18 protein-coding genes, 1 tRNA gene and 1 riboswitch are annotated in these 19,339 nt (G+C 61.1%); of the genes, 11 read left to right on the forward strand and 8 right to left on the reverse strand.

The annotated features are described in order from the left end of the window. Positions 1 to 27 precede the first annotated feature (27 nt). Positions 28 to 1,050: a LacI family DNA-binding transcriptional regulator gene (locus DWA01_RS17180; RefSeq protein ID WP_235008597.1), complete on the forward strand. Its 1,023-nt coding sequence runs from the start codon at positions 28 to 30 to the stop codon at positions 1,048 to 1,050. Between the two features lie 226 nt (positions 1,051 to 1,276). Here the strand turns inward: DWA01_RS17180 and cuyB are convergent, their stop codons facing one another. After that, positions 1,277 to 1,981 (reverse strand): cysteate racemase, encoded by a 705-nt coding sequence (cuyB, locus tag DWA01_RS17185; RefSeq protein ID WP_114287038.1) that lies wholly within the window; start codon positions 1,979 to 1,981, stop codon positions 1,277 to 1,279. A 93-nt stretch (positions 1,982 to 2,074) separates the two neighbouring features. After that, on the reverse strand, positions 2,075 to 3,094 hold the full coding sequence (cuyA, locus tag DWA01_RS17190) for a D-cysteate sulfo-lyase (protein ID WP_114287039.1): 1,020 nt from the start codon (positions 3,092 to 3,094) through the stop codon (positions 2,075 to 2,077). Between the two features lie 80 nt (positions 3,095 to 3,174). Here cuyA and DWA01_RS17195 point away from each other — a divergent pair, with 80 nt between their 5' ends. After that, positions 3,175 to 4,110 carry a LysR family transcriptional regulator gene (locus DWA01_RS17195; RefSeq protein ID WP_114287040.1) on the forward strand — a complete coding sequence of 312 codons (936 nt, stop codon included), beginning with the start codon at positions 3,175 to 3,177 and terminating at the stop codon, positions 4,108 to 4,110. Between the two features lie 233 nt (positions 4,111 to 4,343). Here the strand turns inward: DWA01_RS17195 and DWA01_RS17200 are convergent. Continuing rightward, positions 4,344 to 4,419: transfer RNA gene (locus DWA01_RS17200), tRNA-Lys, on the reverse strand. A 125-nt stretch (positions 4,420 to 4,544) separates the two neighbouring features. On the opposite strand from DWA01_RS17200, the gene dapF reads away from it, so the two are divergent. Then, positions 4,545 to 5,378, forward strand: coding sequence for a diaminopimelate epimerase (gene dapF, locus DWA01_RS17205; RefSeq protein ID WP_114287041.1), 834 nt, complete (start codon positions 4,545 to 4,547; stop codon positions 5,376 to 5,378). After that, positions 5,378 to 6,664 carry a tRNA (N(6)-L-threonylcarbamoyladenosine(37)-C(2))-methylthiotransferase MtaB gene (gene mtaB / locus DWA01_RS17210; protein ID WP_114287042.1) on the forward strand — a complete coding sequence of 429 codons (1,287 nt, stop codon included), beginning with the start codon at positions 5,378 to 5,380 and terminating at the stop codon, positions 6,662 to 6,664. The genes dapF and mtaB overlap by 1 nt, the downstream gene beginning before the upstream one ends. A gap of 78 nt (positions 6,665 to 6,742) precedes the next feature. On the opposite strand, the gene DWA01_RS17215 is transcribed toward mtaB, so the two are convergent. Beyond that, the gene (locus DWA01_RS17215) at positions 6,743 to 7,636 is read right to left on the reverse strand and encodes a DMT family transporter (protein WP_114287043.1); all 894 of its coding nucleotides are present in this window, start codon (positions 7,634 to 7,636) and stop codon (positions 6,743 to 6,745) included. 321 nt (positions 7,637 to 7,957) lie between these two features. Here DWA01_RS17215 and DWA01_RS17220 point away from each other — a divergent pair, with 321 nt between their 5' ends. From DWA01_RS17220 to DWA01_RS17240, 5 genes are all read left to right on the forward strand, one after another. Then, complete coding sequence (locus DWA01_RS17220) at positions 7,958 to 8,671, forward strand: glutathione S-transferase (protein ID WP_114287044.1); 714 nt, start codon at positions 7,958 to 7,960, stop codon at positions 8,669 to 8,671. Between the two features lie 3 nt (positions 8,672 to 8,674). Continuing rightward, positions 8,675 to 9,286 (forward strand): FMN-binding negative transcriptional regulator, encoded by a 612-nt coding sequence (locus DWA01_RS17225; protein WP_114287045.1) that lies wholly within the window; start codon positions 8,675 to 8,677, stop codon positions 9,284 to 9,286. Between the two features lie 417 nt (positions 9,287 to 9,703). Further along, positions 9,704 to 10,264 carry a ubiquinol-cytochrome c reductase iron-sulfur subunit gene (gene petA, locus DWA01_RS17230; protein ID WP_114287046.1) on the forward strand — a complete coding sequence of 187 codons (561 nt, stop codon included), beginning with the start codon at positions 9,704 to 9,706 and terminating at the stop codon, positions 10,262 to 10,264. 11 nt (positions 10,265 to 10,275) lie between these two features. After that, a complete protein-coding gene (petB, locus tag DWA01_RS17235; protein WP_114287047.1) occupies positions 10,276 to 11,607 on the forward strand; it encodes a cytochrome b in 1,332 nt (443 codons plus the stop codon). A 16-nt stretch (positions 11,608 to 11,623) separates the two neighbouring features. Next, on the forward strand, positions 11,624 to 12,442 hold the full coding sequence (locus DWA01_RS17240; protein ID WP_114287073.1) for a cytochrome c1: 819 nt from the start codon (positions 11,624 to 11,626) through the stop codon (positions 12,440 to 12,442). Positions 12,443 to 12,969: 527 nt separating this feature from the next. Here DWA01_RS17240 and DWA01_RS17245 read toward each other — a convergent pair. From DWA01_RS17245 to thiB, 3 genes are read right to left on the reverse strand one after another with little or no spacing between them, the layout of a single operon-like run. Continuing rightward, positions 12,970 to 13,668: a thiamine ABC transporter ATP-binding protein gene (locus tag DWA01_RS17245; protein WP_114287048.1), complete on the reverse strand. Its 699-nt coding sequence runs from the start codon at positions 13,666 to 13,668 to the stop codon at positions 12,970 to 12,972. Then, a complete protein-coding gene (locus DWA01_RS17250) occupies positions 13,655 to 15,232 on the reverse strand; it encodes a thiamine/thiamine pyrophosphate ABC transporter permease ThiP (protein WP_114287049.1) in 1,578 nt (525 codons plus the stop codon). The genes DWA01_RS17245 and DWA01_RS17250 overlap by 14 nt, the downstream gene beginning before the upstream one ends. After that, a complete protein-coding gene (thiB, locus tag DWA01_RS17255) occupies positions 15,208 to 16,200 on the reverse strand; it encodes a thiamine ABC transporter substrate binding subunit (RefSeq protein ID WP_114287050.1) in 993 nt (330 codons plus the stop codon). Before thiB ends, DWA01_RS17250 begins: the two co-directional genes overlap by 25 nt. Before the next feature lie 36 nt (positions 16,201 to 16,236). Beyond that, a riboswitch (TPP riboswitch) is annotated at positions 16,237 to 16,346 on the reverse strand. A gap of 276 nt (positions 16,347 to 16,622) precedes the next feature. Here thiB and DWA01_RS17260 point away from each other — a divergent pair. Together DWA01_RS17260 and aroC are read left to right on the forward strand one after the other, a co-directional pair. Then, entirely contained in the window at positions 16,623 to 17,363 is a 741-nt protein-coding gene (locus tag DWA01_RS17260) for a porin family protein (RefSeq protein ID WP_114287051.1), read from the forward strand. A gap of 137 nt (positions 17,364 to 17,500) precedes the next feature. Continuing rightward, positions 17,501 to 18,604 carry a chorismate synthase gene (aroC, locus tag DWA01_RS17265; protein ID WP_114287052.1) on the forward strand — a complete coding sequence of 368 codons (1,104 nt, stop codon included), beginning with the start codon at positions 17,501 to 17,503 and terminating at the stop codon, positions 18,602 to 18,604. A 309-nt stretch (positions 18,605 to 18,913) separates the two neighbouring features. Here aroC and DWA01_RS17270 read toward each other — a convergent pair whose 3' ends face one another. After that, a complete protein-coding gene (locus DWA01_RS17270; RefSeq protein WP_114287053.1) occupies positions 18,914 to 19,333 on the reverse strand; it encodes a hypothetical protein in 420 nt (139 codons plus the stop codon). Positions 19,334 to 19,339 lie beyond the last annotated feature (6 nt).

Raw genomic sequence — 19,339 nt, forward strand, 5'->3', positions numbered from 1 at the left:
GGATGTGTAGAAGAGACAGCCTTGACCATGCGCGATGTGTCTGAGGCCTCCGGGGTCAGCGAAATGACCGTCAGCCGCGTTTTGCGCAACCGGGGCGACGTGTCAGAAGCCACAAGGGCCCGGGTTCTGGAAGCCGCCAGAGTGATGGGCTATGTGCCCAACAAGATCGCCGGCGCCCTGGCCAGCCAGCGGGTAAACCTGGTTGCGGTGATCATCCCGTCCCTGTCCAATATGGTGTTTCCCGAAGTGATGACCGGCATCACCGGCGTGCTGGACAACACCGAGCTGCAGCCGGTGATCGGCATCACCCAGTACCGGCCCGAGCGCGAAGAAAAAGTGCTGTATGAAATGCTGTCCTGGCGGCCCTCCGGGCTGATCATCGCCGGGCTGGAACATTCCGACGCCTCGCGCGCCATGATCAAAGCCTCCGGCGTGCCCTGTGTTGAGATTATGGATGTGGACGGCACACCTGCGGATGCGGTCGTGGGCATTTCCCACCGCCGGGCCGGGCGCAATATGGCGCTGGCGATCGTCAAGGCGGGCTACCGGCGCATCGGCTTTATGGGCACCAAAATGCCGCTCGACCACCGCGCCCGCAAACGCTTTGAAGGCTTTACCGAAGCGCTGGCCAAAGAAGGTCTGGAGATCGTGGACCAGGAATTTTATTCCGGCGGCTCCGGCCTTGCCAAGGGGCGTGAAATGACCGCCGCTATGCTGGAACGCACACCTGACATCGATTTCCTGTATTATTCCAACGACATGATCGGTGCGGGCGGTTTGTTGCATTGCCTCGATGCCGGGCTGAACGTGCCTGGCGACATCGGGCTGGCCGGTTTTAACGGGGTGGAACTGCTCGACGGGCTGCCGCGTCAGCTGGCGACAATGGATGCCTGCCGCAATGAAATCGGCCGCAAAGCCGCTGAGATCATCGCCAAACGGGTGTCTGAGGGCGGCAGCGGTGGCGAAAGCATCGTGCTGGAGCCCTCGGTGGATTATGGCGACACGCTGCGCCTGTCGCGCAAAGGCGTGGCGCAACCGGGCCCCGAATAAAGCGGGCCGGGCGAGATCGGACACACAGGCGGCCCTGCGGGCCGCCTGTGGCCGTCTCAACCGGCAGCAAACGCGCCGGGACATCCGCTTTGCCTGCCTTGCACCAGTAACCGTGAGTGGTCTGCTGGGGGAGGTCTGGTTTAGACAGGTGAGCGGAATTTATAGTTGGCACCCCGGGCCGACGCAGCGCGCGCAATGCCCGGTGCCAGCAGCGGGTCCGGCGCAGCTACAGGCTGTCACCCAGTGCAAAATCAACGGCGGCCTGCACGATAACATCAAGACTGTCTGAGACCGGCACTGTGGCCACTATGGATTTGCGCAGCAGGGAGAACTCGGTACAGGCGACCAAAATACCGGCGACACCTGCGGCTTCAAGCTCACGCGCAAGCGCATTCAGCCCATCCACCGCGTCCGGCGTCGGTCCACCGGCCTTTACCACCCGGATAATCCTGAGCAGCGCGTCATCATCCGTGGCGTAAACCGGTTCCATGCCCACCCTGGCCAGCTCCGCTTCAAACAACCGGCTCAAGCGCACCGCCGGGGAGGCCAGCAGGCCGATCCTGCTGCCCGCAGGCAGCTCTGATGCGAGCTTTTCACAGGTCAGGGATATCATGTTGAGGAAAGGGACCGATATGTCTGTTTCAATGAAACCGGCATAGTGATGCGCGGTATTACACGGCATGATCAGCGCTTCAGCGCCGGCGCCTTCCAGATCCCGTGCCATTCTTTGCAGCACAGGTCCGGGGTTTTCGCCGGTGCCGTGGATCAGTGCGTCGATGCGGGAAGGGACCTGCGGGTTGTTGTCCACGATCATCGGAATGTGATCGCGGTCATCCTGAACCGGTGTCGCATCAATGATCTTCTGCATCAGCAGGACCGTGGCCTCCGGTCCCATGCCACCCAGGATTCCTATCTTGCGGGGCGTTGGCATCAAGCTCTCCATTGTTCGCTGAAGTTTATCAGGGGCGTGCGATGCGCAATGCCCGGCACTGCGCATCTGCGTGTTTTGACAGGTCAGCCAAGCTTAGCTGGCGCCGCGAAGGTGAGAAAAGTCAAAGACGGAATCGTAACCGAACAGCGCCACGGAGCCGCCGGTGTGAATGAAGACAATGCGTTCGTCTTTGCTGAAGACACCTTTGCGGATCAGATCGATCAACCCGGCAGCGCCTTTGGCAGAATAGACCGGATCAAGCAGGATGCCCTCCAGTTCGGCAAACATGCGGATGGCCTCAATGCCGCTTTGGGTCGGAATGCCATAGCCTTCACCGACATAATCGGTGTTTGCCACCACATCCTCGCGCTGAACAATGCCCGGGCAGCCGAGTTTTTCGGCCGTGGCCAGCGCCAGTTTGTAGACGTTTTCTTCCTGCAGCGCTTTGGGCGCCCGCACACCGATGCCCAGCAGAGAGATATTGGCGTTGATGGCTTTCAGACCAGTGATCAGCCCCGCCTGGGTGCCCGCCGAACCGGTCGCATGCACGATATGGTCAATTTTCAGATTGGAATTGTTCACCTGCCCCAACAATTCAAACGCACAGTTAACATAACCCAGCGCCCCGGTCGGGTTGGAGCCGCCACCGGGGATGATGTAGACCGTCTTGCCGTCCGCCCGCATCTTTTCCGCAACAGCTTCCATTTCGGCAGCCATATCGGTGCCGCCCGGAAGAATTTCGGTTGTGGCGCCATGCAGGTGGTCCAGCAGCACGTTGCCGTTGGTATTGTAGTTGGCATTGTCTGAGCCGGTGCGGTCTTCGAGCAAGATGTGGCACGGGATCCCCAGCTTCGCGGCAAAAGCGGCGGTCTGGCGGGCATGGTTGGATTGGGTCGCACCCTGGGTGATCACCATATCGGCGCCCTCCAGCTCGGCCTCGGCCATCAGGAACTCGAGCTTGCGCGTTTTGTTGCCGCCGGTTGAGAGGCCGGTGCAGTCGTCCCGTTTGATCCAGATTTCGGGTCCGCCCAACTCTTTGCTAAGGCGGTCGAGACGTTCCAGCGGGGTCGGCAGATGGGCGATAAAGCGGCGGGGAAAGCGGGCGAGATGCATGGGAGACTCCTGATTTCATGTATGGAGCGCATCATGTTCGCGGGTGATCCGCTGGGCAAGTGCGAAATACTGCGGTAAAGATGCAAGAATGGCATCATGTGGGGCGCACCATGCGACTGGAATGGATTGAAGACATACTGGCGGTGATTGATACCGGATCATTGGCGCGCGCCGCTGACAGGCGTTTGCGCACCCAATCCGCCTTCAGCAGGAGGCTCAACGCGCTTGAGGCCTACCTGGGAAACCCGCTGTTTGACCGCTCGATAAAACCTTTAAGACCATTGCCGGTGGTGTTTGAGCATGAAGCCGAATTGCGCGATCTGGCCGAACGGCTCAGACAGATCGAAAAATCTCTTGGCGCCAAATCCGGCAAAAACCGCCGGAAGCTCACCATTGTAAGCCCGCAGTCTCTGGCCACGACCCACGCCCCGCGCCTTGTTCAGCTCATTCACCATCGCTTTGATATTGGCGTGAATGTGCAATCGTCAGACCGGGACACCTGCATTATGGCGCTGCTGTCCGGGGAAGCCGATCTGGGGATTTTTTTCCGGCCCGTTGAAGAAGATAAGATCCTGAGCCGGATTGATGTCGAAGTGGTTTCAATCGGTGCGGACAGCTTTATTCCCGTCGCAACGCCACAGACCAGGGAACATTTGACCGCCCCGCAAAGCACCTGCCCGGTGATCGCCTATCCCAAGGGGGTCTTTTTCGGGCAGTTGGTCAATATTCGCCTGATTCCCGAACTGGCGAAAACACACCACCCCGAGGTCGTTGTAGAAAGCGAACTTACCCATGCTGTGCTTCAGCTTGTGCTGCAGGGGACCGGGATGGGGTGGTTGCCACAATCCCTGGTGCGCGATCACCTGGCAAAAGGGGAGCTGGTCGATCTGAGCGACAGTTTCCCACATGCCGGGTTCCAGGTGGTTCTTGTGCGGGCGGTGCAGTCAAACCGGCCGGATATTGATGAGGTGTGGCAGGCATTGCTGGAGTCTCTGCGCCGGGAGGCTCTGTCCTAAAAGCACATTTGCGGCGTTCGGGCCCTGCCAACTGGCCGGGCTGCGCGCAGTTGACCACAGCGACATTGATTAAGAGGTGCAGGTCAGCTGCTTTCCCGGTTTGCCACCCGGATATGAAACCCGCCCGGGTCTTTCGCGCCGCGTCCCACCCGGTGATAACCAGGTCGCAAAGACAAAAAGAGGGGCTGAAATGGAGAAAGGCTCAGGCGTTTCCGCCTGAGCCTTTCACAAAGTGGTGAGCCGTGATGGGCTCGAACCATCGACCTACTGATTAAAAGTCAGTTGCTCTACCAGCTGAGCTAACGGCCCACTCTGTAAGGGCGGAAGCAACCTCCCGGCCTGTGTTGGGGGGAGTACCGTCGGGGGCCGGGGGCGTCAACCGAAAAAGTGACTCCATCTGGCAAATTTTTTCCGCAGGGTTTATATGGCGACCTATGCAACAGGATTCTCCCCTTCAGGACCTGGCCTTTCGCAAGATGCACGGGCTGGGCAACGACTTTATCGTGATTGATTCACGTCATCGCGCCCCGGTGGTCAGCGAAGCGCTGGCGCGCGCTCTGGGCGACCGTAACCGGGGTGTCGGCTTTGACCAGCTGGCCGAGATTCGCAGCTCGGATGTGGCGGATATTGATCTGGATTTCTGGAATTCAGACGGCTCCCGCGCCGGCGCCTGTGGCAATGCCACCCGCTGTGTGGCGCAGCTGATCATGGATGATCTGGGGCTGGACACAATTTCGATCCGCACCGCCCGTGGCACATTACTGGCGGAACGCGCCGGCGATCAGGTGGCGGTGAATATGGGGCCGCCGCAGCTGCACTGGGATGAGGTGCCTTTGTCGCACCGGCTGGAGGTGGATGACCTGCCGCTGGCGGGCCACCCGGTGGCCGTTGGCATGGGCAATCCGCATTGCGTGTTTTTTGTCGATGACATCAATGATGTGGATGTGGAGGCCTGGGGCCGTTCGGTGGAAAACGACCCGCTGTTTCCCGAAGCCACCAATGTGGAATTTGCCGAGGTGCGCAGCCCTGGCGAGATCCGCATGCGGGTCTGGGAACGCGGCACCGGCATCACGCTCGCCTGTGGCTCCGGCGCCTGCGCCACCGCAGTTGCCGCCAATCTGCGCGGGCTGTCAGAGAAAATAGTGCGCATGGAGGTCGATGGCGGCTGGCTGTTGCTGGACTGGCGCGAAGATGGTGTCTGGATGACCGGCCCCACCGCGCATGTGTTTGACGCCACCCTCACCGCCGCATTTCTGGAGAGCCTCTGATGCCCGCCGATACCCCTGTGAAATCTGCGCTCAAAACCCCCGTTTTTGCCACGCTTGGCTGCCGCCTCAACGCCTATGAGACCGAAGCGATGAAAGAACTGTCGGCCGGGGCCGGCATTGAAAACACCGTGGTGGTGAACACCTGCGCTGTGACCTCTGAGGCGGTGCGCAAAGCGCGCCAGGAGATTCGCAAGCTGCGGCGCGAACACCCGGACGCCCATATGATCGTCACTGGCTGCGCTGCCCAGATCGAGCCGGAGACCTTTGCTGCGATGGAGGAGGTCGATCTGGTGATCGGCAATACCGAAAAAATGCAGCCCGGCACCTGGCAGGCGATGCAGGGGCCTGATTTTGTCGGTGAGACGGAAAAAATCCAGGTCGATGACATCATGTCGGTGACCGAGACCGCCGGCCATCTGATTGACGGCTTTGGCACCCGGAGCCGCGCCTATGTGCAGGTGCAAAACGGCTGTGACCACCGCTGTACCTTCTGCATTATCCCCTATGGTCGTGGCAATTCGCGCTCGGTGCCCGCCGGTGTGGTGGTCGATCAGATCAAACGCCTGGTCGACAAAGGCTATAATGAGGTGGTGCTGACCGGGGTGGATCTGACCTCCTGGGGGGCGGACCTGCCCGCGACGCCTCAGTTGGGCGATCTGGTGATGCGTATTCTGCGCCTGGTGCCCGATCTGCCACGGCTGCGCATCAGTTCGATCGATTCGATTGAGGTCGATGACAATCTGATGGCCGCGATTGCCACTGAGCCCCGCCTGATGCCGCATCTGCACCTGTCTTTGCAGGCGGGCGACAATATGGTGCTGAAACGGATGAAACGCCGCCATCTGCGCGACGACGCCATCCGCTTTTGTGAAGAAGCGAAAAAGCTACGCCCCGAAATGACCTTTGGCGCCGATATCATCGCAGGATTCCCCACTGAGACTGACGCGATGTTTGAAAACTCGCTGCGCCTGGTCGAGGAATGCGACCTGACCTGGCTGCATGTGTTCCCCTATTCGGTGCGCCAGGGCACGCCGGCGGCCAAAATGCCCCAGGTCAACGGTGTGGCAATCAAAGCGCGCGCCGCCCGGCTGCGTGCGGCTGGTGATACCCGCGTCGCGGCGCATCTGACGGCGCAACAGGGCCTGACGCACCGCATTCTGATGGAAAATGCGCGTATGGGGCGCACGGAACAGTTTACGGAGGTGCTTTTTGACCGCAACCAGGTTGAAGGCAGCATTGTCAGCGCCAGAATCACCGGCATGTCAGAGACGCAATTGCTGGTTTAAGATCAGGACCTGTGGATTCCGCACCACTGGCGCGGATGCGGGGTCATCTCAGTGGTGCCGCCCGCCTGCACCAGGACCCTAACGCTGCGCAATTGTGCCGGTGCGCATCGGGCGTTTCAGCGCGATCATCAGCCCGGCGCTGGTAATCGCAAACACTCCGATCAGCGACCAGGCCCCGGGCACCAGCTGAAAAATCAACATATCAATGGCCAGCGCCCAGATCATGCCGGTGTAATCATAAGGCGCCAGCACCGACACCGGCGCCCGCGCCGAGGCTTCCGTGCCGCAAATATGCCCCATGCCGCCCAGAAACCCGGCGCCCAGCAGCGCGGCAATCAGCGGGCGGTCCAGTGCCTCCCAGCCCAGGAAATATGACAGCGCCCCGATCAGGCTGGTGAACAGCGCAAAATAAAACGCAATCGCGGCGGGAAACTCGGTGCGGGTCATTTCTTTGATATGCACCCGCGTCACCGACACAGTCACCGCAAAACCAAGCCCGGCACCGATGCCGATCAGCGTGCCCTGATCGATCTCCGGCCCGGTGAAACTGCCCGACAGCATCGCCAGCACACCGCCAAAGCCAAGCAGGCAGGCCAGCACAAGCCGGCGCGACAAGTGTTCCCCCAGCACCAGCGCCGCCACCGGCAGGGTGATGATTGGCGACAGATAGCCCAGCGCCGAAGCGCTGGACACCGGCAGATATGCCAGCGCGGTAAAAGACAATACCATGGTGAAGGAGCCAAACACTGCCCGTTTAAGATGCATGCCCGGGCGGCGGGTCTGCAGCGCGCGCGGGAAGTCACCGCAGAGCGCCATATAGATCACGATCGGAATCAGCGCCACAGAGGCGCGCCAGAACATGATCTGCCCAAGCGGCAGCTCCTGCGCCACGATGCGGATACAGGCGGACATGCCGGTCATCAGCAAGCCGCCAAGAAGCCGCAACAAAATGCCTTTGCTTACCGCTGTCATGCATCCCTCCCAGGGTCAGGACCTGTTTATCCTGCACCTCTGGTTTGACAGATTAATTGTGTGATCAGGAACAGGGATGCAGGAAAAGGGGTTCATTTTCCAGCCCCCGTGGCGTCCTCGCGCGGAAAAACCGTCATATCCTGAGGGCGCAGTCGCTGCTTCATCTTTGTGGCCGGCGCGCCTGATCCCGGAACCGCTATGACCATCGCACACAAAACCTCTGACATATCGCGGCAATCGCGCCAGAGGGGCAGGATCAACAGGGCCTGAGCTCAATCAACGGGGCTTGCCAGCAGCAGCGGTTTTGGCCCAGATACAGCCATGACAGACCACATTCTCTATTCTTTCCGCCGCTGCCCCTACGCGATGCGCGCCCGCCTGGCGCTGCAATCGGGTGGAATCACGGTGGCATTGCGCGAAGTTGTGCTGCGCGACAAACCCGCAGAGATGCTGCGTGCCTCGCCCAAGGGCACGGTGCCGGTGTTGATCACCGGCGACCAGATGGTGAGTGCCGGAGCACCTGTGCCGGGAGCTGGCGGGCCGGTCGTGAGTGCTGGCGGACCGGTGGCAAATGCCGCTGCGCAAGTGGTGGAGGAGAGCCTGGACGTGATGTTTTGGGCGCTGGGGCGCAATGATCCCGAGGGCTGGCTTGATATGCCCGCCACTGGTCATGCCCTTATCGCGGAATGTGACGGGCCGTTCAAAACGTCGCTGGACCGCTATAAATATGCCAGCCGCCATCCGGAGACGGATGCAAACGAAGAGCGGGCCAATGCGTCTCTGTTCCTGCACAGACTGGACCAGATGCTGGTGGGGAAAAACTGGCTCTTTGGCGAGATCAGCCTCGCGGACATGGCGATGCTGACCTTTGTGCGCCAGTTCGCCAATGTGGACCGGGCCTGGTTTGACGCTGAACCCTGGCCGGATCTGCAACGCTGGCTCGAGACATTTCTCGCCTCCGACCGGTTTCTCGCCATTATGCAGAAATACCCGCAATGGCAGCCGGGCGACGCACTGACCTTTTTTCCGGAGTAGAGCATGCATCCCAACCCCGTCTTTCACAGCGCCACTGACAAAGAGAACCTCGCCTTTGCCGCCGGGCGTGGATTTGGCACCCTGGCCGTGAACGGGACGCAGGCTCCGATGCTGGCGCATGTGCCGTTCCACATCACCGGTGACTGCGCCGAACTGCACCTGATGCGCTCCAACCCCATCGCCGCCGCGGCCGCCAGTGGCCCACAACCTGCGGTGATCGCCGTGGCCGGCCCGGACAGCTATATCTCGCCCGACTGGTACGGTACGCAAGATTTGGTGCCAACGTGGAATTATGTTGCCGTGCATCTGCGCGGGCGGCTGGAAATGATGGAAGACAGCGCGCTGCCAGGCGTGCTGGCCCGGCTGTCTGAGCGCTTTGAAGCGGAGCTGGCGCCTAAGCCGGCCTGGCACATGGACAAACTCAGCCCCGGCGTGGCGCAACGTATGATGCGGATGATACGCCCCTGCCGCTTTCATATTGAGGCGGTGGACGGCACCTGGAAGCTGGGCCAGAACAAGACGGATGCCGCGCGTGCCGGCGCCGCGGATGCGCTGGAACAGGTGGCGCTGGGACAGAACCTGCAGCAACTGGCCACGCTGATGCGTCAGGCCTGAGGCCGGAACCTGAGGCCGGCGCTGCGACTGACAGCTGCGACAGAGCAGAGCAGAGCAGAGCAGACAGGATTCCATGCGCGGAGCGGTGCCGACAACAGCGACCAGGGCCTGATCTGGTGGCACGGATGCGCTTCTCTGCGCGGGGCTGGCGCCTCAGTGCAGATCACCGCGCGCCCCGCCTGCGCCCCATAGTTGCACAGCGTGCTTGCGTCCTGTGCTTACACGCGTAATCTGCAAAAACATGTCAGATTTACGCCACAGCCGGTGCCGGCGCGACAACAGGTCCGTATTTCAGCCGAATGTATACTGGACGCGGGCGATTCTCAGCGCTAAAAGCGGCGCAGATGGGCTGCTGGAAACTGCGGCCCGTTAAGGTATGCAACCGGACCCACCGGTTCAAGAAATGGAGAAACGCTCGTGTCCCACGCAGACGAACACGAAGGCACCCGCCGCGATTTCCTGTACTACGCCACAGCCGGCGTCGGTGCGGTCGCAACCGGGGCCGCAGTATGGCCGCTGGTCAACCAGATGAATCCTTCCGCAGATGTAAAGGCTTTGTCCTCCATCCGCGTAGATATCTCGGATGTTGAGGCAGGCACGCAGCTGACCGTAAAATGGCGCGGCAAACCCGTCTTCCTGCGTCGTCGCAGCCAGGACGAAATCGACGCCGGCCGTGCTGTCGCGATGGACGACCTTCCTGACCAGTTGTCGCGCAACGACAATGCCGGTTCTACGGATGACGCGTCGGATGCAAATCGCACTCTGGATGAAGCTGGCGAATGGCTGGTGATGATCGGCGTCTGCACTCATCTGGGCTGTGTACCGCTGGGCAATGGCTCTGGTGATTTCGGCGGCTGGTTCTGCCCCTGCCACGGTTCGCATTACGACACCGCCGGCCGCATCCGCAAAGGTCCGGCCCCTGAAAACCTGCTCGTGCCAACCGCTCGTTTCGACGGTTCGGTCGTCGTACTGGGATAAGGAGAATATCAATGTCTGGCATTCCGCACGACCATTACGAACCAAAGACGGGCGCTGAAAAGTGGCTGCATAAACGCCTGCCGATTGTTGCGCTGCTGCACAGCACGCTGACGATCCCGACTCCAAAAAATCTGAACTGGATGTGGATCTGGGGCATCGTGCTCGCGTTCACCCTGGTGATGCAGATCGCCACCGGTATTACCCTGGTGATGCACTATACCCCTCAGGTTGACCTGGCTTTTTCCAGTGTTGAACACATCATGCGCAACGTGAACGGTGGCTGGGCCATCCGTTACATTCACGCCAATGGCGCTTCGCTGTTCTTCCTCGCGGTCTATATGCATATCTTCCGCGGCCTGTATTACGGCTCTTATAAATCCCCGCGCGAGATCACATGGATCATCGGCATGCTGATCTATCTGATGATGATGGGCACCGCATTCATGGGCTATGTGCTGCCATGGGGTCAGATGTCCTTCTGGGGTGCGACTGTGATCACCGGCCTGTTTGGCGCGATCCCGCTGATTGGTGAACCAATCCAGACCTGGCTGCTGGGCGGACCTGCGGTGGACAATGCCACCCTGAACCGCTTCTTCTCGCTGCACTATCTGCTGCCCTTCGTGATTGTTGGCCTCGTCGTCATTCACATCTGGGCATTCCACACCACCGGGAACTCCAACCCAACCGGTGTTGAAGTGCGCCGCACCTCCAAGAAAGAAGCCGCGGCCGACACGCTGCCGTTCTGGCCTTACTTCGTGATCAAAGATTTCTTTGCTCTGGTGGTTATTCTGGTGGTGTTCTTTGCAGTTGTTGGCTTCATGCCAAACTACCTGGGTCACCCGGACAACTATATTGAAGCCAACGCGCTTGCCACACCTGCGCATATCGTTCCCGAATGGTACTTCCTGCCATTCTACGCCATCCTGCGCGCCTTTACCGCAGATGTCTGGGTGGTTCAGATTGCTTCATTCGTCACCGGCGGCATCGTTGATGCGAAGTTCTTTGGTGTGCTGGCAATGTTTGGGGCGATTGCGGTGATGGCGATGGCACCATGGTTGGACACATCCTCCACACGTTCGGGCAAATACCGTCCGATGTTCAAGTGGTGGTTTGCCCTGCTGGCGATCGACTTTGTGGTGCTGACATGGGTGGGCGCGCGTCCGACCGAAGGTATCTACCCCTATATCTCGCTGATCGGCGCTGCGTACTGGTTTGGCTATTTCCTGGTGATCCTGCCGCTGCTTGGCATCATCGAGAAACCGCTGCCGCTGCCGGAAACCATTGAGGCTGACTTTAACGCCCACCACCCGAAGGACGCGTCCGATGCGTCCGCGGCTGAGTGAGAAAGGATCGATTGATATGATCAAGAAATTCACCCTCTCCGCTCTGACGGTTTTGGCGCTGACGTTCAGCGCTGGCGTGGCAACGGCCGAAGAAGACAGCAAAATCGAAGATATCGATTTCTCCTTCGAAGGTCCGTTTGGCACTTACGACCAGATGCAGCTTCAACGTGGCCTTCAAGTCTACACTGAGAGCTGCGCCGCCTGTCACGGTCTGAAATTCGTGCCGATCCGCACCCTGTCCGATCCCGGTGGCCCACAGCTGCCTGTTGAACAGATGCGGGCCTACACTGCGCAACTTTCCGTCGACGACATCAGCTCCAACCTGAATTTGTGGGATCCGGAGACCGAAGAACTTCGCGCTCTGACGCCTTCGGATAAGTTTCCGGCTAACAACTCGGTAAACGCACCGGACCTGTCACTGATGACCAAGGCACGCGCTGCGTTCCGCGGCCCTTACGGCACCGGCATCAACCAGCTGTTCAAAGGGATCGGCGGACCTGAGTATGTCGTAGGCATCCTCACCGGTTATACCGGCGAAGAAAAAGAAGAAGCCGGCGTCACCTATTACGAAAACCATGTTTTCCCAGGTGGCTGGATCGCGATGCCTCCGCCGCTCTATGGCGATGATGTGGAATATATCGACGGCTCCTCCACCGAGCTGGAGGCAGAAGCCGAAGATATCGCCAGCTTCCTGACCTGGACGGCGGAACCCAAGATGATGGCCCGCAAGAAAATGGGCTTTGTCGCGGTGTCGCTGCTGATCCTGCTGTCCTCCTTGCTCTACCTGACCAACAAGCGCATCTGGGCGCCGGTCAAAGGCAAAAAGACCGCCTGATCCTCAGGTCATAACAAATCGAAAAACGCGCCTTCCGGGGCGCGTTTTTTTATGGGCAGAGGGGTTGCAGCCGCCCGAACATCAGGTTGGCCCGCTATGGCCGGAACACCTGACTTCGAAGCTCATCCCGCCCGGCGCCGCCGGGCAGCGCCTGACCCTGGGAAGGCGCTCCCCCCACCCGAGGGTCAGACGCCGCCCTGTTCCGGCATGCTCGTGCGCGTCTTAAAAACAGGCCAGAACGATTTGCGGAGACCCTTTTTCAGACCGGGGTATCTGCGTGGCTGTGCTTTGGCATCCGGAGCCCGGACAGCGAACTGCCGGGCACCCCGGCGGCCCGGATCAGCAGCGCTGCAACTTCACCGGGCAGCGTTCAACGGACCTGCGACAAAGAATCCAACCGCCAGATACCAGCGCGGCCATCAGCCGCCCGTCAGGACCGCCAGCCCAACGTCGCGGAAAAAGGCAAAGGTCAGCGGTTCCCGCTCCCCGCGCGAAGTCAGAGATCATCCGCCGCGCAACAAGGCCGCTCAGCTCTGCTGGCCCAGATAGGCCGCCAGAGCCGGCGGCGGCGCGTTAAACAGCGCGTCTGTGGCCACCGGCGCATGTACCACACCGGCGTCAACCCAGATCACCTGATCGGCGAACCGGCGGGCGTCCGTGGGATCGTGGCTGACCATCAGCGCGGTGCTGCCATTGGCGCGGCACAGCGCCGCCACCAGATCCAGCATCTCCGCCCGCATCGCCGGCCCCAGCGCCGCAAAGGGTTCATCCAGCAACACCAATGGCTTGCGTTGCAACAACATGCGCGCCAGCGTCACCCGGCTTTGCTGCCCGCCCGAAAGCTGCCCCGGTTTACGCGCGCCCATCCCCACGAGCCCGACCCGGGTCAGGCTGTCTTCCACCTGCTGATGCTCAGCTGCGCTCAACCGCAGACTGGCGCGCAGCCCCATCGCCACGTTCTGAAACGCTGTGAGATGGGGGAACAGATTGTTGTCCTGAAAAACCACCGCGCCGGGCCGCTCAGCCGGGCTCAAGCCGCTGATCTCCTGCCCCTGCCAGCGGATCGATCCGCGCACCGGCAAAAACCCCGCCAGCGCCGCCAGAAGTGTGGATTTTCCTGCACCGGATGCGCCAATAATGGCCACCCGGCTGCCCGGCGCCACGCTCAGATCGGCGCGCAGCACAAAGGCATCCTGCTGCACTTCCAGGCCCTCAAGTATCAGCATCAATGCGCCCTCCGCGGTCAAAAATCCAGAACAGCGCCAACGACAGCGCCAGCAAAAGCAGCGCCGCACCGGCGGCCGCCTGCATCTGATAGGCCGCCATCAGCCGGAACAGCTGCAGCGGCAATGTGGCAGCCCCCGGGTCGGCAAAAAGCGTGATCACCCCAAGATCCCCCATTGACAGCGCCGCACTCAGCCCGGCGGCAAACCCCAGAGGGCGGCGCAGACGCGGCAGATAGAGCCAGCGCAGCCGGGCCCAGCCAGTCAGCCCGAGACTGTCGGCCAGCGCACCATAGCGGCTTTCAATATCATTCAGCGCCGGCACCAGCGCGCGCAGCACAAAAGGCAGGCTCATCAGAGCATTGACCAGCCCGGTCACCGGCAGCGCCAGGGCCACCGGGTTGGCAAAGGGAAAGATCATCAGGAACAAGCCGGTGCCCATCACCAGCGGGCTGGCGGCAATGGTCAGATAGCCCAGCCCCTCAACCATACCGCGCGCCCAGCGCCGCCTCAGGTTCTGCACCGCAATAGCCAGCGCCAGCGCCAGGCCCATGCTCAGCGCCACCGAGACCAGCGCCAGCCACAGCGAGCGCAGCGCTGCCGCCCAGATTGAGGCCGGCAACAAGGCCAGCCCTGGCACGCCGCGCAGAGCAATCATCAGCAGCGGCAGCAACAGAAAACCAGCCGCAGCGATGATCCAGCCCGCGTCCATCAGCTTTGCCAGTCCCCCGCGCCCGTCCCAGCGCTCCACCGCCCGGTCAAGACCGGCGCCAAAACCGCCAGGCACAGCAATCCACAACGCCAGAAGCGCCGCTGCCGCGCCGACGCCAAATTGCATAAGCGACAGCAAGGCTGCGCGGCCGAGATCAAAATCAAAGCGGAACGCCTGATAAATCGCCAGCTCAACGGTGGTCGCTTTGGGGCCGCCCCCAAGCGCCAGCACCACAGTAAAACTGGTGAGACAGATGATAAATATAACGGTGAACACCCCGGGCAGCACCCCGCGCAGCATCGGATATTCCAGCAGATGGCGCATGTCGCGCGGGCTGAACCCCAGGCTGGCCGCGAGCCGGAACCGCTCAGAGGGGATCGACAGCCAACCCTGCAGGATCAGCCGCACCGCCAGCGGCAGGTTGAAAAACACATGCGCCAGCAGCACCCCGTGCAGCCCATAGATCTGCACCGGGTCAAACCCAATCCAGCCCAGCGCGACGCTGAAAACGCCCTTGCGGCCAAACACCGCCAGCAGCCCCAGCACCGCCACGATCACCGGCAGGATGAACGGCGCCCCCATCAAAGCCAGCAAAGCCGCACGCCCCGGGAACTGACGCCGGGCCAGCGCGCGTGCCACCGGCACCGCCAGCAATACGGAGAGCAGCGCCGACAGCAGCGCCTGCCACAAGGTGAAGCGCAGCGCTGCAAGATCAAACGGACCGAGCGCAGAAAATCCCTTTGCCCGCCACAACACCGCCGCCAGGGTGCCAAAAATCAGCACTGCGACAAGCATCGCAGCGCTGATCCCGGGCCAGAGCGGCGCCCGGCTTATTTTGAAAAGGCGGTTTGCCATTCAGCGATTGCCTCGTCGCGCAGATCAGCCGCCTGGTTCTCGTCCAGGAAGATGGCTTTCTGCGGATAGTTCAGCTGTGAAAACGCCTCGGGCCACTGATCTTCGGGCAAGGCTGCCGGATAGGACCAGTTGGCGGTGGGGATGATGTTCTGGAATTTTGGCGACAGCACAAATTCCATGAACTGATCTGCCAGCTCCGGCTGATCGGTGCCGGCCAGCTTCGCTGCCATTTCCACAAGGAAATAATGCCCCTCGTCAAACAGAGCCGCCGACTTGCTTTGGTCTTCTTCGGCGATGATGTGATAGGCGGGCGACGTGGTATAGCTCAGCACCATATCGGCCTCACCATCGGTGAACATGCCATAGGCTTCGGACCAGCCTTTGGTCACCGTCACCACTTTGGGTGCCAGTTTTTCCCAGGCTTCACCCGCCTTGTCGCCAAACACCGATTTGCCCCAGAGCACCAGGGCCAGACCCGAGATCGAGCTGCGCGGATCCTGGATCACCAGCCGCACATCATCGGGCATATCCACCAGCTCCTGAAAGCTTTTTGGCGGGTTGGCCATTTTTGTATTGTCGTAGATGAAGGCGGTATAGCTCCAGTTGAACGGCAGGAACGTGTCGTCTTGCCAGGCCAGCGGCAGCGTCAGCGCCGAGGTGTCCACACTATGGGGGGCAAACAGCCCGCTGTCGCGCGCCTTTTTGGACTCATCCGTGTTCAGACCGATGGCGATGTCGGCGCTGGTGCGCGTGCCTTCCAGCAACAGGCGCGGCAGCACGTCACCGGTGACATATTGCAGATCGCAACCACCGCAGACCTCTTCAAAGGCGGATTCAATGGCGGGGCCAGGCCCCCATTCAGAGCCGAAATAATCCGGCGCATAGACGGTCAGCACAGGGGTCGTTTCCTGGGCGGCAGCCGAATGGGCCGCCAGGGTCAGACCCGCGAGAAGTAAGATGTGTTTCATATCACGATCCTTGGTTCGCGGGCGGAGCAAGGGGGAGTGATGATCCCGAACCTTCCCTCCGCCGATGTTAGTCGGTTCAGGTTCAACGGGTCCGCATTTGCATCTCAGCCGGATCCGTACAAATCCAGGCACCCCGAGGTGGGACACAACATAGACAAAAGTCAAAAAGGTGCAAGCTGTGGCCTGCATCTGCCAGCATAGGCGCCGCCAGACAGAACGGGCATGACCAGGTGTGACACCCGCAGGCGGCCCGCCGGGGCCAGCCGGGTTTTTGGCCGGTTGCGCAAGAGCATCACCGCTCGACTGTGTCTTGCAGGCACCGACCACACCTATATGCAACAGCATGCATGAGAAAGATTGTGCCCCCAGCCGCCACCGCCTAGAGCGGGGTCCGTTAGTAACCATTTTTGTAGAGAATTTTTATGAATTACCGTACCTTACTGCTGTCAACCGCCGTGGCGATGCTGGCAACCTCAGCAACCGCATTTGAATTCACCGGCGGCGATGCGACCCTGCGTTACACCCGCTGGAGCGAAGGTGGCTTCTCAGAGAACAACACCGATTTCGGCGCTTCCGCCCGTTTCACGTTCGGTGCCGGGTTTGGTCTTGAGACCGGGCTGAACTACACCGATCTTGATGTCGCAGATGAGGATCTTAAAACCCTGTCCCTGCTGGGCACCTATGCGCTGTCGCCTGCGCTGCAGCTTGGCCTGTTTTATGACACCACCTGGATCATGGATGATACCATCAAATACTACGGTATCGAAGCCCGTTACACGCGCGACAACATCAGCCTTGGTGGGTTTTGGGGTCAGGGTGACTTTCCCGGGGGCCCGGGAAAACCCGACGTCTATGGCGCTGACATCGGATATGACATGGGCAATGGATTCGATTTTGGCCTGTTTTACCGCGCTGAGGACCTGTTCGGCGCCGAATTTTCTGAATATGGTCTGTCGGCCGGGTATCAGATTGCCGGCATCAGCACCCAGCCGGTGTATCTGAACGCCGAATACGGACGTTTCGACTTGTTTGGCAGCGAACTGGATCAGTTCGGCATCAGCATCACCGTCCCGTTTGGCAATCAGGGCCAAAAGGGTCGCAAACCCGCACACCCGCATTCGATCTATATGTCCTTGCTGCCACTGATGTTCAGCGGCGGCTGACCCGAAAAATTCTGTCAGCTACGGCCGCGCCGGGACGCGGTCGTATCAACACCCCTGCGCGCCGCCCTTTCTGCGTCAAATGGGTTTTCCACCACCGACTTTGGCGTTACACCGGTGAGAAGCAAAGGATATCGCCCATGAGCACCAACAGTTTCGGCCGTCTTTTCCGTGTCACCACCTGGGGCGAAAGTCACGGGCCTGCGCTTGGCGCCACTGTGGATGGCTGCCCTCCCGGCGTGCCGGTTGAAGCCGCCATGCTGCAGCGCTGGCTGGATCTGCGCAAACCGGGCACCTCTAAGCACACCACCCAGCGCCGCGAAGCCGATGAGGTGGAAATCCTGTCTGGCGTATTTGAAGGTGTTTCCACTGGCATGCCGATCCAGCTGATGATCCGCAATACCGACCAGCGCTCGAAAGACTACGGCGAGATTGTCGAAAAATTTCGCCCCGGCCATGCCGACATCACCTATTGGCAGAAATACGGCATCCGCGATTATCGCGGCGGCGGGCGCTCCTCGGCACGTGAAACCGCAGCCCGTGTTGCCGCCGGTGGCGTGGCGCGCGAAGCGTTGAAAAAACTGGCGCCCGGCATCGAGATCCGCGGATATATGGTCAAGATGGGCGCCAAAGTGCTGGACCGGGCGCGTTTTGATGATGCCGCGATCGACCAGAACCCGTTTTTCCTGCCCGATGCAGAGGCAGCGCATGAGTGGTCCGATTATCTCGACGGCATCCGCAAATCGCATAATTCCGTCGGCGCGGTGATTGAAGTGGTGGCGCGCAATGTGCCGGCAGGGCTGGGCGCGCCGGTCTATGGCAAGATCGACACTGATCTGGCGGCGGCGATGATGTCGATCAACGCGGTGAAAGGCGTTGAGATCGGCGAAGGCATGGCGGCGGCCGATCTGCTGGGCACTGACAATGCTGATGAAATTTATATGGGTGCTGAGGGGCCGGAATATTCCTCCAACCATTCCGGTGGTATTCTGGGCGGCATCTCCACCGGCCAGGACCTGGTGGTGCGGTTTGCGGTAAAACCGACCTCTTCCATCCTGACGTCGCGCAATACGATCACCAAATCCGGCGAAGAAACCACGCTGATCACCAAAGGTCGTCACGATCCCTGCGTCGGCATCCGCGCGGTGCCGGTGGGCGAAGCGATGATGGCCTGTGTGGTGCTGGACCATCTGCTGTTGCATCGCGGCCAGGTCGGGGAAGGGCTGCACGGCAAAATCGGATAAATCCGCCCGCCACCTGACTTCCGTCTTTGTGCGGGCGCTTGCTGGATTTTGCCCCGGTGCCAACACTGGCTGCTGCCCCCTGGCGCCGCCCCTGTCGCCGTCCCGGCCAGTGGTCTCCGTGCCAGCATAATTGGCGCTTTCGCGTCGTGCCAGGTGCCGGGTCTCGTGGCGCGTTACGTACCGGGTTACGTGCCGGGTTTCGTGGTGGGTTTCGTGGTGGGCCGGTTGCCCGCCCGGAGAACCGGCACATCACGCCTTCGCCCCGATACTGTGGACAGCGCTGGCCAGCTGTATCGGTGACGGGGCTGACTAAGGGGACCAGCGCAGAGAACCCGCGTCGCGCCCGGGGCCGCGATCAAGGCCGCCTCTCTCCCGGGAGACGTGTTCAGCGCTCCGCTGCGGCAGCATGCCCCGCCTGCACCGCTGCCACGGCCGCAACCACCCGAGGGCGCGCAACACTGGCAACCGGCGCAGGGCGCGCCGCAGGCGCAGCGGGCGCCGTGCTCCGCTCAGCAACAACAGCACTGTCCAGGCCAGGATCCACAGATCCAGCACCAGAGAGGCGCGGCGCCGGTAGATCCGCTCCAGCGCCACTTTGCGCGGCAGGCACCTGCGTCGGTAAATCTCCGCAGCCTCCGCGTCTGATTCCGTGTGCTGCAACAGCCGTGCTTCAGACCCAAACAGCATCAGCGTCGCCAGCCCGCTCAGACCCGGGCGGCGCTGCAACATCTCCCG

Source organism: Candidatus Halocynthiibacter alkanivorans (genome assembly GCF_003333265.1).
Taxonomy (GTDB): domain Bacteria; phylum Pseudomonadota; class Alphaproteobacteria; order Rhodobacterales; family Rhodobacteraceae; genus Halocyntiibacter_A; species Halocyntiibacter_A alkanivorans.

Excerpts from the sequence above, each read along its gene's own strand:
- DWA01_RS17260 (WP_114287051.1), top strand. The coding sequence starts at position 16,623 with ATGAATTACCGTACCTTACTGCTGTCAACCGCCGTGGCGATGCTGGCA.
- DWA01_RS17270 (WP_114287053.1), bottom strand. The coding sequence starts at position 19,333 with ATGTTGCAGCGCCGCCCGGGTCTGAGCGGGCTGGCGACGCTGATGCTG.
- aroC (WP_114287052.1), top strand. The coding sequence starts at position 17,501 with ATGAGCACCAACAGTTTCGGCCGTCTTTTCCGTGTCACCACCTGGGGC.
- DWA01_RS17225 (WP_114287045.1), top strand. The coding sequence starts at position 8,675 with ATGCATCCCAACCCCGTCTTTCACAGCGCCACTGACAAAGAGAACCTC.
- DWA01_RS17245 (WP_114287048.1), bottom strand. The coding sequence starts at position 13,668 with ATGCTGATACTTGAGGGCCTGGAAGTGCAGCAGGATGCCTTTGTGCTG.
- DWA01_RS17250 (WP_114287049.1), bottom strand. The coding sequence starts at position 15,232 with ATGGCAAACCGCCTTTTCAAAATAAGCCGGGCGCCGCTCTGGCCCGGG.
- mtaB (WP_114287042.1), top strand. The coding sequence starts at position 5,378 with ATGCCCGCCGATACCCCTGTGAAATCTGCGCTCAAAACCCCCGTTTTT.
- cuyA (WP_114287039.1), bottom strand. The coding sequence starts at position 3,094 with ATGCATCTCGCCCGCTTTCCCCGCCGCTTTATCGCCCATCTGCCGACC.
- dapF (WP_114287041.1), top strand. The coding sequence starts at position 4,545 with ATGCAACAGGATTCTCCCCTTCAGGACCTGGCCTTTCGCAAGATGCAC.
- DWA01_RS17220 (WP_114287044.1), top strand. The coding sequence starts at position 7,958 with ATGACAGACCACATTCTCTATTCTTTCCGCCGCTGCCCCTACGCGATG.
- DWA01_RS17180 (WP_235008597.1), top strand. The coding sequence starts at position 28 with ATGCGCGATGTGTCTGAGGCCTCCGGGGTCAGCGAAATGACCGTCAGC.
- DWA01_RS17215 (WP_114287043.1), bottom strand. The coding sequence starts at position 7,636 with ATGACAGCGGTAAGCAAAGGCATTTTGTTGCGGCTTCTTGGCGGCTTG.
- DWA01_RS17240 (WP_114287073.1), top strand. The coding sequence starts at position 11,624 with ATGATCAAGAAATTCACCCTCTCCGCTCTGACGGTTTTGGCGCTGACG.
- cuyB (WP_114287038.1), bottom strand. The coding sequence starts at position 1,981 with ATGCCAACGCCCCGCAAGATAGGAATCCTGGGTGGCATGGGACCGGAG.
- DWA01_RS17195 (WP_114287040.1), top strand. The coding sequence starts at position 3,175 with ATGCAAGAATGGCATCATGTGGGGCGCACCATGCGACTGGAATGGATT.
- thiB (WP_114287050.1), bottom strand. The coding sequence starts at position 16,200 with ATGAAACACATCTTACTTCTCGCGGGTCTGACCCTGGCGGCCCATTCG.
- petB (WP_114287047.1), top strand. The coding sequence starts at position 10,276 with ATGTCTGGCATTCCGCACGACCATTACGAACCAAAGACGGGCGCTGAA.